Origin of the sequence: Bacteroides sp. DH3716P (assembly GCF_025914115.1) — a bacterium.
Lineage (GTDB): Bacteria > Bacteroidota > Bacteroidia > Bacteroidales > Bacteroidaceae > Bacteroides > Bacteroides ovatus.
The window spans coordinates 5,218,782-5,231,526 of record NZ_CP083673.1 but is presented as its reverse complement, the minus strand read 5'-3'; the positions used below and the strand labels follow the sequence as shown (position 1 = coordinate 5,231,526).

The window sequence follows — 12,745 nt, the reverse complement described above, 5'->3', positions numbered from 1 at the left end:
TATCTGTCACCCTTCAGGGACGAGAAGACCGCATCGTTCAAGGTCAGCAAGAAGGAGAACCTGTGGTACGACTACGCCATTAAGGAGGGTGGCGACCTTGTGGAGTTGGTAAAGCGCATGTATAACAAACACTCCGTTTCCGATGCCCTTGCCTACCTTGCGTCCAAGAATATCACCACTGTGGATAAGGCGATAGAGACCGCCATCGCAGCCAAGGAATACACGACAACCAAAATGAACGATGTGAAGCTGCTTCCTCTGAGCAACCATTCTCTGCTGTCCTATTTCAGTAGCCGACGGATAGACATCACCATCGGCAGGATGTATTGCAGGGAGATACACTACAAGGTTGAGCAGAAGCATTACTATGGCATTGCCTTTGGCAACCTAAGCGAAGGACATGAGGTGCGCAATCCCTATTTCAAGGGCTGCATCGGGCATAAGGATATCACCCTGCTTGCCCATACATTCAATGAGTGGCAAAGCGGTTGTCTGGTTTTTGAGGGCTTCATGGATTTCCTTGCGTATATGACCCTCGTCAAACAGCAAGATAGATGGTTTGTCGTTGAAAGCCCTTGCGACTATATGATACTGAACTCAGTCGCCAACATCAAACGAGCATTGCAGTACCTTGACCGTTACACCCACATCCATTGCTTCCTCGACAACGACCAGGCAGGACGCAAGACGGTTGAGAGTATCAGCAATGTATTCGAGTACAGGGTGACGGACGAGTCCTTCAGGTATGCCGACTACAAGGATGTCAACGACTATCTTATGAGGAAAAGATAACCTGTCAATGAATAAATTGTTTGGATTCCGACTCAAAAAAGCTCTTAAAACCGCTTTTCATGTTAATTTATCACAAATATGTGCGATTTTGAAGAGAAATATCGATAAAGTTCCCTTTTAATGGGAATTATTTATTATCTTTGCACCAAAAATAAATGCTGAATGCATGATTAAAGTTGAAATACAAGACGATGACCTGCGTGAACTCATACTATATGGAATGAATGCAGGAAAATATAAAAGAATCGCTCGCGACAAGAAATTTGTGAAGAAGCTGACTGATATATACAACCTGATGAAATCAGTGGAGCATGTCTCCAAATTGAGGGATTACAGTTTCCTTCACTACGAGCAACTGAGACATATATCCTTAAGCTCTGTCAGGATATTCAACAATAGAGTTGAGCGGCTGCTGTTCCGGGAAACAGAGACAGGATTGGAAATAACGTTAATAGAATTAAATGATGACCACTATGGCAACAAGAAATGAAAGCAAGACCCCTTGGACGGCAACCCATCCGGGTACCATTCTGAGGTATGAATTGGAAGACAGAGAAATCTCCCAAAAGGACTTTGCAGTCATGATTGGTATGCAAAAGTCACATCTGAATGAGCTGATAAAAGGCAAGAGACCCATAACAAAGCCCATTGCAGACAAGATAGAAGAGGTTCTCGGCATCTCTGCAGTATCGTTGGTAAACATGCAGACCCAATATGAATATGACATGAAGGTGATAGAGCAGAGAGGCGTTGAAGAGTTTGAAGCGCAAAACGCCCTCAGTCTTTATAATGAAATCTTTGATGTCAAAACCTTGTTCAAGCGAATCGGCAAAGAACTGACTACAGCGGTTCAACAGATGCAGTATATTTCCGAAACCCTTTGTCTGCCCCAGCCTGCCGAGCTGAAACTGGAGACATCCGGCATGTTCAGAAAATCGGCAAAGACAGGTCAAGACCCTCGTATGCTGATGACATGGAAGCTTTTGGCAGAATCAAAAGCCAAGAGACAAAAGGTTTCACAACCATTCAACCAGGAAAGAAGAAATGAGGTGGTTGCAGCATTGGTAAGAGCCTTGCATGACAATCGCTCCACGGAGAATACTGTAAAAGAGATATTGGCTGCCGAGGGAATAGCCTTCTGCATCGAAGAAAAGGTGGATAAAGCCTCTGTGGATGGTTATTCTTACATAGAAGACGGCATACCTTATATAATATTGACAAGGAGATACGACCGCATAGACAATTTCGCTTTCGCACTGATGCACGAGGTCGGGCACATCTATCTGCATTATCTCGATGGCCGCCGAAGCGATTGTAAACTCAGCATCCCAGATTATGACAACGAGAGTGCAGAGGAAAAAGAAGCCAATGCCTTTGCTGCCAATGCCCTCATACCAAACGAAGAATGGAAAAATGCCCCGAAGGTAAGGTTAAATCCTGCGATGATACAGCGCAAATATACCCAATGGGCTAATGAGAAAGGCCTGAACAAGTGGATTGTGTTAGGCAGAATATCATACGAGACAGGAATGTACAAGTTCCGCTCTGACGAAAGCAGAAGAATCGGTTAATCGGAATATTGGCATCAGCCAAACCAATAGAATAAGCTCTTCCCTATCGGAAGGGCTTTTTTATGCCCTTTGAGTTTGATTGATGAGAATTGGCTATCTAATGAGAAAGAAACGAACGGCATCGGAATGACATTATCAAGACGAAAACATTATCATTTGGTGCAGAAACGGCTCAAATGCATTGAAATTACATATCAAATCTGCACTTTTTCGCCAAAATATGCCTGATTCTCAATTATTATCCTTATTTTTGCATCGTTTTAATGTATCATTAAAATGTAGCAGAATGGAATTGAAAAAAGAAATAAGGATATTGGGCAGACGCATTGAGGTGGAACCTCGTGCCAAGGAAAGCTTGAAAGGTATCACTGTCGGAGAGAAACTCTCATACAGTTTCTATGACGGCACATACCAAGGCATGTCCCTGCTGTTCGTTAAACCTAAGAAAGAAGTCAATCCCTCTCCACGGGCTTGCGCCATCACGGGCAAGCGATTGACTGAAGCCTTGGGACTGCCCGCAGTATTCATCCTTGCGCCCGGACCCACCTACGAGCGGCACAGGCTGGCGGACAAGGGAGTCTTCTTTGTCATGTCCGAGGAGTATGCCCACTTGCCTGGCATCATTGCATTGGAGAAGACAAGCAACAGGAAGATAGCTGAGGTACTGACTCCTGTGGCACAATACATGCTGCTCTACCACCTACAGGTCGGCAGTCTCGAAGGAATGTCGCCAAGAGACATTGCGCCCTTGCTTCCCTATTCCTATGAAAGCGTCACGTTGGGTGTCACCTGCCTTGAAGACGTAGGGCTGTGTCAAAAGATTCAGAACGGACAGCGCAGTAAGGTGGTACACTTCGAGCTGAAGGGCAAGGAACTGTGGGACAAGGCACAGAACGTCTTGCTGTCACCCGTAGAGAACCTTATCTATTGCGATGACATACGCTTGGATGCGGAATATCCCGTATGTGGCATCAATGCCTTGGCGCATTACACCATGCTCAACCCCGACAGGGAACAGATGATGATGATGACAAGCAAGGAGTACCGTGCCGTCAAGTCGGCTGATGTCATGGAAAATCCCAACATCTATGACGGCAACTATATCATAGAGGTATGGAAATACCCTGTCGTCAGCAAGATTGGCGACAAGAACCAGTGGGTTGACCGCCTTTCCCTTGTCCTTTCATTGAGGGAGGACAATGATCCGAGAGTGGAAAAAGAAGTAGAACGAATAATCAGTGAACAGAAATGGACGGATTAGATAAGTTCCGCGAGGCTTTTGCGGAATACTCAGACAACTATGTAGTGATAGGCGGTGCAGCCTGTGACATCACCATGACCAATACCGTGGTGCGCCCCCGCGCCACACACGACATCGATATGATAGTCATCGTAGAGAACATGACCGAGGCATTCGCCAACCGCTTCTGGCAGTTTGTACGTGAGGCAGGCTATCGACCTGAAAAGAGGAAACAGGAGGCTGGTGAACCACCAAGATATGAAATGTACCGCTTCCTTGATGGCAAAGATGGTTATCCCGAGATGATAGAACTGCTGTCACGCCACCCCGACGTGCTTGGAGAGCCAAAGGGATTTGTCATAGAACCTATCCCGACCGATGANGAACTGCTGTCACGCCACCCCGACGTGCTTGGAGAGCCAAAGGGATTTGTCATAGAACCTATCCCGACCGATGAAGATGTGTCGAGTCTCAGTGCCATCATCATGGACGATGACTACTATCACTTCACTATCGCACACAGCCAACTGACTGATGGCATACGCCATGCCAATTCCGCTGCCTTGATAGCGCTGAAGGCAAGAGCCTACCTCAATCTCATGGCAGACAAGAGGGACGGCAAGCATGTGAACACCAAGGACATCAAGAAGCATCGTTCTGACATTCTGAAGAATGTGGTCATAATGGCCGAGGACAACATTGAGGCACCTGCTTCCATAGTGGCATGTATAAGGGAGTTTGTCGCCTCCATCAGAGCCGACTGGTCAATTCTCGCAGAACCATTGTCAAATTCGCTCGGTCAAGACGAGGCATTTGTGACTGGACTGTTGGACCAACTGGATGAATTGTTTATGGAAGCATGAACAATATGAAGATACAATACGCATCCGACCTGCACCTAGAGTTTGCCGACAACTGGCGGTATCTGAAAGCCCACCCCTTGGAGGTGACGGGCGACATACTGCTGCTTGCCGGTGACATCGGCTATCTCGGTGATGATAACTACTCCAAGCATCCCTTTTGGGACTGGGCATCGGAGAATTACAAGGAGGTGCATTGCTGCATGGGCAACCATGAGTTCTACAAATACTATGATGTGGCGACATTGCCCGACGGCTATCTCTTGGAGATACGTCCCAATGTATTCAGCCACTACAATGGTGTTGTGAGGATTGGCGACACCGACATCATCCTCTCCACCCTTTGGTCGAGGATTCCTTTGGAAGACGCTTACTTCACCGAGCAAGTGATAAGTGACTTCCGCCGTATATTATATAAAGGTGAACTGATGACCCATGCCCAATTCAATGCCGAGCATAAGCGTTGCCTCACGTTCATCAAGGACGCTGTGGCACATTCGCAAGCAGTCCATAAGATTGTTGTCACCCATCATGTGCCGTCGTTCCGTATGCTCCACCCCAAGTTTCAGGGCAGCAAGGCAAACGGGGCTTTCACTGTAGAACTGGAGGACTATATCACCGATAGCGGCATTGACTATTGGATATACGGACACTCGCACACCAACATCAATGCCAGGATAGGCAACACCCAATGCCTGTCCAACCAGTTGGGCTATGTATTCTCCAACGAGCATCAAGACTTCTCCCACGACAAGCATCTGACCATATAGCCATCCACATTTTCTCATCCACCCTCTTTACAGGCTCTTCCATATCGGAAGGGCTTTTTTTGTGCCTTTCGAGTTTGATTTTTGAGTATGATTGTGAGTGTAATCAAAATTAGAGTTAAGATTTGGCTCTGCGGAAAGGCATTTCGGTTTAAGATTGAAGAAAAGGTAGTTCCTTTGCACTGGCAATAAGCCAAATCATAGTAAAATCAAACTTGAAAATATGAAGTCATTTGTAATATTCGCCATTGTCGTGACCGTAATCTATGTCATCTACTATACGGTCATCATCGTGCAGGATCTGTACGGAAAGCCCAAGGACGAGAAGTCACAGGGCGAGTCGTTTGATNGAGACAGCCTACGAGGAGAAGCAGCTTGCAGAGCCTACAGAGGAGGCAGCCGCCACTGCGGAAGAGAGCAAGCCTCATGTGCTTGAAAAAATACAAAGCGCAATCGAGAAGAAGATGGAGGAAGTGAATACCACCTATTCCGACCCCATGTTTTCGGAAGAATTGATAAACACCATCATCGCCCGTGGCCTCCGTCACAATGGTCGTGAAATGGTCAAGGTGGAATCACTCAATAATGAGATATGATGTCAAAAACAAGAAGTGCATTTCTATCATTATATGCCGCTTTAACCCCAGTTCTGGCCAGTGCTAAGTGTGGCAACGTGGACTACAGCTGGGGAGCGGACGCACTTGCGAGTGCCCACGACTATGCCGTGACGATGATGCTCTATATCGTCTATATGTGCTATGCAGTGGCGGGCATCGTGGTCATTATCAGTGCCTTGCAGATATATATAAAGATGAATACGGGCGAAGAGGGAGTGAAGAAGAACATCATGATGCTGGTGGGAGCCTGCCTGTTCCTCATAGGAGCGACCATCGTCCTGTCTCTTATACACATCTCCGAGCCCACGAGACCGAGGCTGATCTCNTACAGGTGATACGAGATAAGATAACTCAAAGTGTAACAAATTAAAAGGTAAAAAGAATGTTTGAAAGGATTAACAAGAAGGTGAAGGGACTCTTCTCTTCACAGCGCATGAAAACGCTCGCCCTGATGCTGCTTGTCGGCACCACCGCAGCAATGGCACAGAACGCAGCCGGCGACTACTCAGCAGGCACGACCGCGCTTACCACAGTGACGGAGGAAATTGCCAAGTATGTGCCTATCGTGGTGAAGCTCTGCTACGCCATAGCCGGTGTCGTTGCCATAGTCGGTGCGATCTCAGTTTACATCGCCATGAACAACGAGGAACAGGACGTGAAAAAGAAGATCATGATGGTCGTCGGCGCATGTATTTTCCTCATTGCAGCAGCNACGAGGAACAGGACGTGAAAAAGAAGATCATGATGGTCGTCGGCGCATGTATTTTCCTCATTGCAGCAGCCCAGGCACTGCCTCTGTTCTTCGGCATTGGAGGTTAAACGCAGCGTGAGATTGTGAGTATGTAGAACGTTAAAACACTGACAGTTATGGCAGAGGCAAAGCAGGAGCGATTTCCTGACTATCCCATTTTCAAGGGACTGCAACGTCCATTAGAGTTTTTCGGGTTGCAGGGACGCTACATCTACTGGGCGGCAGCCACCGCAGGAGGAGCCGTTGCGGGCTTCATCCTCGGCTACTGCATCTTCGGTTTCGTGGCAGGACTCGTGCTGCTTGTCCTCGCCGTGGCTGTCGGTGGCGTTCTCATCGTCATGAAGCAGCGCAAAGGCTTGCATAGCAAAAAGAGTGACAACGGAATATTCATCTATGCCTATTCAAAGAAAGTGTAAAACAAAAAAAAGAGAATCCATTATGTCCAAGTGGAATGCTATCAATGATTGTAAGTGAATGAAGGTGGGGGCATCACGTATGAGGGTGCGCCCGCCTTTTTGTGATTAAAAAAGAAAAGAACAATGACCCTATACATCATACTCATATTCTCAGCCATCTGCGTGGGCATGGCCATCAGTGTCAAGGCATTCGGCACGGGAGGNAAAAGAACAATGACCCTATACATCATACTCATATTCTCAGCCATCTGCGTGGGCATGGCCATCAGTGTCAAGGCATTCGGCACGGGAGGCAAGCGCAAGCGCATCTTCCAGGACATCTACTTCTCCATCGAGGAAGTAGATGGCATCGGTGTGCTCTATACCAAGACGGGCGAATACTCCGCCGTGCTGAAAATGGAGAACCCCGTACAGAAATATTCCGCCAATATCGAGGCCTACTATGAGTTCACCCACCTCTTCGCCGCCCTTGCCCAGACCTTGGGTGAAGGCTATGCCATGCACAAGCAGGACGTGTTTGTGAGGAAGGCGTTCAAGGAAGAGAATGCGACTAATCATGAGTTTCTGAGCGAGAGCTACTTCCGCTATTTCAACGGCAGACCATTTACCGACAGCGTCTGCTACCTGACCATCACACAGGAGAACAAGAAGAGCCGCCTGATGTCGTTCGACAACAAAAAATGGCGCGACTTCTTGGTGAAGATACGCAAGGTGCACGACCAACTGAGGGATGCTGGTGTAAAGTCCCGCTTCCTCGGCAAGACGGAAGCCAGCGAGTATGTTGACCGCTTCTTCTCCATGAACTTCCGTGACAAGGTGGTGTCGATGACCAACTTCAAGGTCGATGACGAGACCATCGGCATGGGCGACCGCCGCTGCAAGGTGTATAGCCTTGTGGATGTGGATTGTGCCAACCTGCCGTCGGTTATCCGTCCCTACGCCAATATCGAGGTGAACAACACCAGTATGCCCGTTGACCTCGTGAGCATCGTCGATAGCGTGCCCGGTGCCGACTGCGTGGTGTTCAACCAGATGGTGTTCGTGCCCAACCAGAAGCGCGAGCTTGCCTTGCTCGACAAGAAGAAAAATCGCCATGCCTCCATGCCCAATCCCAGCAACCTGATGGCTGTGGAGGACATCAAGCGAGTGCAGGAGGTGATAGCGAGGGAAAGCAAGCAGCTCGTCTATACCCACTACAACCTCGTGGTGGCAGTGAGCGGCGACACCGACATACAGAAATGCACCAACCATCTCGAAAANCAGCTCGTCTATACCCACTACAACCTCGTGGTGGCAGTGAGCGGCGACACCGACATACAGAAATGCACCAACCATCTCGAAAACTCCTTTTCGCGCATGGGCATCCATATCAGCAAGCGCGCCTACAACCAGTTGGAGCTGTTCGTCAACTCCTTCCCCGGCAACTGCTATGGCATGAATGCCGACTACGACCGTTTCCTCACCCTCGGCGATGCCGCCACCTGCCTGATGTACAAGGAGCGCATCGTGCACAATGAGGACACCCCGCTGAAGATATACTATACCGACCGCCAGGGCGTGCCCGTAGCCATCGACATCACAGGAAAGGAGGGAAAGGAGAAGCTGACCGACAACTCGAACTTTTTTTGTTTGGGTCCTTCGGGCAGNGAGTATGTGGGCGGCAAGTACATCGCCTATACGGAGGACAAGCCCATCACCATGAACCCCTTCAACATCAGCAAGCGGGAGCTGAACATCGAGAAGATCGACTTCCTGAAGAACCTGATTCTGCTGATATGGAAAGGCTCGGAGGTGCAGATACCCGAACTGGAGTTCCGTGTGGTGGAGCAGTTGGTGACGGAATATTACGACTTCTACTTCAACGGCGTTCAGCCCTATCCTTCCTCACAGAAGGAGACACTGAGAAAAAACCTCTCCACCATGGAGAAGCGGCGCGGCACGGAGCTGACTCAGATACACGACAAGGTGGAGAAACTCATCCACGGACTGGAGGAGCGGCGCATGGCATTGGCAGTGAAGACGCTGTCCTTCGACTCGTTCTATGAGTTTGCCTGTGAGCGTCTCGACCAGATATGCATCGAGAACAACATCACCACCATCGACTGCGACAACTTCGCCTACATGCTCCAGAACTTCTACCGTGGCGGCAAGTACGACAAGATTCTCAACGAGAACGTCGATAGCACCCTGTTCGACGAGACCTTCATCGTCTTCGAGGTGGATGCCATCAAGGAGAACAAGCAGCTCTTCCCCATCGTGACGCTCATCATCATGGACNACGAGACCTTCATCGTCTTCGAGGTGGATGCCATCAAGGAGAACAAGCAGCTCTTCCCCATCGTGACGCTCATCATCATGGACGTGTTCTTGCAGAAGATGCGCCTGAAGAAGAACCGCAAGTGCTTAGTCATCGAGGAGGCATGGAAAGCCATCGCCTCGCCGTTGATGGCCGAGTACATCAAGTACCTCTACAAGACCGCCCGAAAGTTCTGGGCGAGCGTGGGCGTGGTGACACAGGAGATACAGGACATCATCGGCAGTCCCATCGTGAAGGAAGCCATCATCAACAATTCCGACGTGGTGATGCTGCTCGATCAGAGCAAGTTCCGTGAGCGTTTCGACGAGATCAAGGCGATACTGGGCTTGACCGATGTGGATTGCAAGAAGATTTTCACGGTCAACCGATTAGAGAACAAGGAAGGACGCAGTTTCTTCCGTGAGGTGTTTATCCGACGTGGCTCGACGAGCGGAGTCTATGGTGTGGAGGAACCGCACGAGTGCTATATGACCTACACCACCGAGCGAGCTGAGAAGGAGGCATTGAAATTGTATAAGCGAGAACTGAAGTGCAGCCATCAGGAGGCTATTGAGCGGTATTGCTGGGACTGGGATGCCAGTGGCATCGGGAAGTCGTTGGCATTTGCGCAGAAGGTGAATGAGGCGGGAAAGGTGCTCAATCTGAGGGACAACAGCCCGATGACAAAATCATCGGGAACGGACGGAGTAGCGAGAGGAGAGTCCCAAACTCGTTTGGGCTATCCCGAGTCACGTCGGACGAAGACGAAGTCAACGGTGGCTGGGTAGTAGATACTATCAGTAGTGAATACTACCAATAGTAAATACTACAAGTAGTAAAGTAGTGGAATAGTAGAAACTGAAAGTAGTAGAAACGTAAAGTAGTGAAGCAATGAGACGTATACACCTTATTATAATATATATGTGTCTGACGCTTGTCGTGGGAAAGGTTCATGCGCAGTATTACAGCGTGAACTATGACAAGCAGACCGTTGCCGCCATGGCTGCCGCATTCGGTGCTGGAGCTATGGCTGAGAGCTATTATAACGAGCAGGCGGGCGAAATCTTGAAGCACTACAATGCCGCAGAGGTTGCCACTGCCGGTATCTTCGCCGCCAAGTTCTTGGAGCGCAAGGCATTCACCGACCTCGGCATCTGGAGCAGCAGTACGGAGAACTACTATTACCGCCGCATCCACAATATGGTGGCAAACAAGATTATGCCCAAGATCTGGACGGTGGCAGGCATGATGCTGAAGAGTCCGCAGACCGCCCTCTATTGGGGCAGTTACCTGATGAAGATATGTGCCGACACCAAGTCGCTGTGTATGCAGTTTGAAAGCGTGGTGACCAACAGCAGCCTGACCTTTGCCGACATCCAGTTTTTGGAAATCAACCAGGAGATAGCCGCCATCCTCAAGCTCTCGGAGATAGGCAATGTGGATTGGCAGCAGCTGTTGGACGACATCGCCAGTGTGCCTGGCAACTTCACCGTGGAGAACCTCACCGCAGACATCGAAACCCTTTACAACATGGGAGCATCGTTGGTTACGGCAGGCATCAACGGGGCATCGGACGCACTCTTGCAGAAGAGTGCCTTCAATGAGTTGTTCAATGGCAAGGTGAGCAAGATACTGGACATCTATGACAACTACCATGACCTCTATGAACAGGCAGAGAACGGCATCGGCAGCACCCTCCTCAGTCTGGTGGGTGGCGAGGACAACGTGGCAGCCCTCTTTGACCTCTCCAACTACAACATCACCTCGTGGATGACAGACTATCTGAGCGAGACGCAGGGCAACTACTACACGCAGCGTTGGTACATCGCCCGACGAGACCAAGGCAGCGTGAGCCTCTGTGACTACTATCCTCCGACCGATGACAACAGCATTCTGAACGGTGACCATTGGTATCGCATCAATACTTCCGACCCCAACTTCTACCCTAACAGCACGCAGCGAGAGCAGATATTGACAATCTCGGAAAACCATGCCGGATGGAGTCGCAGCCGTGTGCAGCAGCTCAATGCACAGAACGACGGCTTCACCTATACGATGAACTACTGGATGTCCGCGTACATCATCAGCCGTGGCGGCAAGCAGACCAAGAAAGCCTATGCCTACGAGATACACGTCTCCAAGAGTTGGAACAACGTAGAAGAGGTGTATGAGGATGTCTTCGACTCCTACAGTATGGACTTGAATACCTTCAAACGCCAGTTGCAGGCACGTCTCTCGGAGTACAACGACAACGAAGAGGGCTATGTCTATTACATCGGCAGTGATGCACGCCGCTACTACCAAGCCACCGATGCCGCCAAGCTGAAGGGCGTGGAGAGCGTGACCATCAGTGTCACCTGTTCGGACGGTGTCACCCTCGGACAAGGCAGCACGCGGTACAAGTGCCGTGAGTGCGGCGGTTCGCTCAATGCCCACAGCAAGGAGTGCGCCATGAGGACAACCGTCACGGAGAACAATCTTGACCTCTCGGAACTGGACGAGAAGGAACGTGAGGCAAGCAACAAGATAGCCCTGTTGGAGGCGCAGATAAGCCAGTTGGAGACAGAGAACAAGAACCTGCTCACGCAAATAGCCAATGCTTCCGTAGAGGAAGCCCCTGCCTTGCGACAGCAATACAATGCCAACAAGACGAAGATAGACAACCTGAAAAGGGAGTTGGCGACATGGCAGCAGCAGTTGGCAGACATACAGGATGCCAAGAGCGAGGCGGCTAACGACAATGCCACAGCCACCGATGACTACTACNGGATGTGAAGTCAGCCTACAACCTCACGTGGCAAGGAGCCGGTTCGTGGAACGGCTATACCTACGTGCGCACAGCCACCATGCCTAACATCAACGGCATCATCACCTTCAAGGCAACACTCTCCATAGCGAGGAAGCCCAAGTACTTCCTTGGCATCAAGATACACCGTGCGATACTGCAAATTTCGTGGGAACTGACCTCGGAATACACCGACACACAGGTAGTGGATGTGCTGACCCTTGACCCGAATGCCTCTGATGAGGAAAAGACGCGGCAGGTGAACAGCCGTATCTCAGAGATAGCCCAGGAGTTCCCGACGTGCAGCATCACTACGGAGTATGCCAAGAGCGAGGCGACACAGACTGCTGACAATGACGATGTGATACACCTGCTCTGGTCGAGCGACCGCCTGGAGATAGCCCGTGAAGTAGATAGCCGTATCACCAATATATACGCCGACTTGGTATCATTAGAAAAAATGATGCACTACAAGCGTAGCATTATCGACGTGCTGAAGGACATTCTTCCCTCGATAGATGCTGACCAAGGTCGCAGAAGGACACTCATTGAAGAGTGCTACGAGCGATGGAGAGAGAATGCAGACCCGAACAGAGGGGATGGTGACGAAAACGAGAACGAGAATGAAAATGAAAATTGAGGGAGGAACA

Annotated in this window: 11 protein-coding genes and 1 pseudogene; all 12 read left to right on the top strand. The window is 49.7% G+C overall.

Features of this window, described 5'->3' with window-relative positions:
- On the top strand, positions 1-792 hold a 792-nt coding region (locus KQP79_RS19780), incomplete at its 5' end, for a toprim domain-containing protein (RefSeq protein WP_264386552.1).
- A 166-nt stretch (positions 793-958) separates the two neighbouring features.
- On the top strand, positions 959-1,282 hold the full coding sequence (locus KQP79_RS19775; protein ID WP_004320271.1) for a hypothetical protein: 324 nt from the start codon (positions 959-961) through the stop codon (positions 1,280-1,282).
- Entirely contained in the window at positions 1,266-2,363 is a 1,098-nt protein-coding gene (locus tag KQP79_RS19770; protein ID WP_004320269.1) for an ImmA/IrrE family metallo-endopeptidase, read from the top strand. Before KQP79_RS19775 ends, KQP79_RS19770 begins: the two co-directional genes overlap by 17 nt.
- Before the next feature lie 313 nt (positions 2,364-2,676).
- Positions 2,677-3,624, top strand: coding sequence for a hypothetical protein (locus KQP79_RS19765; RefSeq protein ID WP_225492421.1), 948 nt, complete (start codon positions 2,677-2,679; stop codon positions 3,622-3,624).
- Positions 3,612-4,466, top strand: a complete 855-nt coding sequence (locus KQP79_RS19760; RefSeq protein ID WP_264386551.1) for a hypothetical protein — start codon at positions 3,612-3,614, stop codon at positions 4,464-4,466. Before KQP79_RS19765 ends, KQP79_RS19760 begins: the two co-directional genes overlap by 13 nt.
- A gap of 5 nt (positions 4,467-4,471) precedes the next feature.
- A complete protein-coding gene (locus KQP79_RS19755; RefSeq protein WP_044917907.1) occupies positions 4,472-5,233 on the top strand; it encodes a metallophosphoesterase in 762 nt (253 codons plus the stop codon).
- A 589-nt stretch (positions 5,234-5,822) separates the two neighbouring features.
- Complete coding sequence (locus KQP79_RS19750; protein ID WP_264386550.1) at positions 5,823-6,182, top strand: DUF4134 domain-containing protein; 360 nt, start codon at positions 5,823-5,825, stop codon at positions 6,180-6,182.
- 47 nt (positions 6,183-6,229) lie between these two features.
- The gene (locus tag KQP79_RS19745; RefSeq protein WP_264386549.1) at positions 6,230-6,577 is read left to right on the top strand and encodes a DUF4134 domain-containing protein; all 348 of its coding nucleotides are present in this window, start codon (positions 6,230-6,232) and stop codon (positions 6,575-6,577) included.
- Positions 6,535-6,666 (top strand): DUF4134 family protein, encoded by a 132-nt coding sequence (locus KQP79_RS19740; RefSeq protein ID WP_413541949.1) that lies wholly within the window; start codon positions 6,535-6,537, stop codon positions 6,664-6,666. The genes KQP79_RS19745 and KQP79_RS19740 overlap by 43 nt, the downstream gene beginning before the upstream one ends.
- A gap of 48 nt (positions 6,667-6,714) precedes the next feature.
- Positions 6,715-7,014, top strand: coding sequence for a DUF4133 domain-containing protein (locus tag KQP79_RS19735; RefSeq protein WP_004320254.1), 300 nt, complete (start codon positions 6,715-6,717; stop codon positions 7,012-7,014).
- A 213-nt stretch (positions 7,015-7,227) separates the two neighbouring features.
- Positions 7,228-10,098 carry a conjugal transfer protein TraG gene (locus tag KQP79_RS19730; protein ID WP_264386645.1) on the top strand — a complete coding sequence of 957 codons (2,871 nt, stop codon included), beginning with the start codon at positions 7,228-7,230 and terminating at the stop codon, positions 10,096-10,098.
- A 103-nt stretch (positions 10,099-10,201) separates the two neighbouring features.
- Positions 10,202-12,735: pseudogene (locus tag KQP79_RS19725) on the top strand (hypothetical protein).
- Positions 12,736-12,745 lie beyond the last annotated feature (10 nt).

Excerpts from the sequence above, each read along its gene's own strand:
- KQP79_RS19775 (WP_004320271.1), top strand. The coding sequence starts at position 959 with ATGATTAAAGTTGAAATACAAGACGATGACCTGCGTGAACTCATACTA.
- KQP79_RS19770 (WP_004320269.1), top strand. The coding sequence starts at position 1,266 with ATGGCAACAAGAAATGAAAGCAAGACCCCTTGGACGGCAACCCATCCG.
- KQP79_RS19755 (WP_044917907.1), top strand. The coding sequence starts at position 4,472 with ATGAAGATACAATACGCATCCGACCTGCACCTAGAGTTTGCCGACAAC.
- KQP79_RS19735 (WP_004320254.1), top strand. The coding sequence starts at position 6,715 with ATGGCAGAGGCAAAGCAGGAGCGATTTCCTGACTATCCCATTTTCAAG.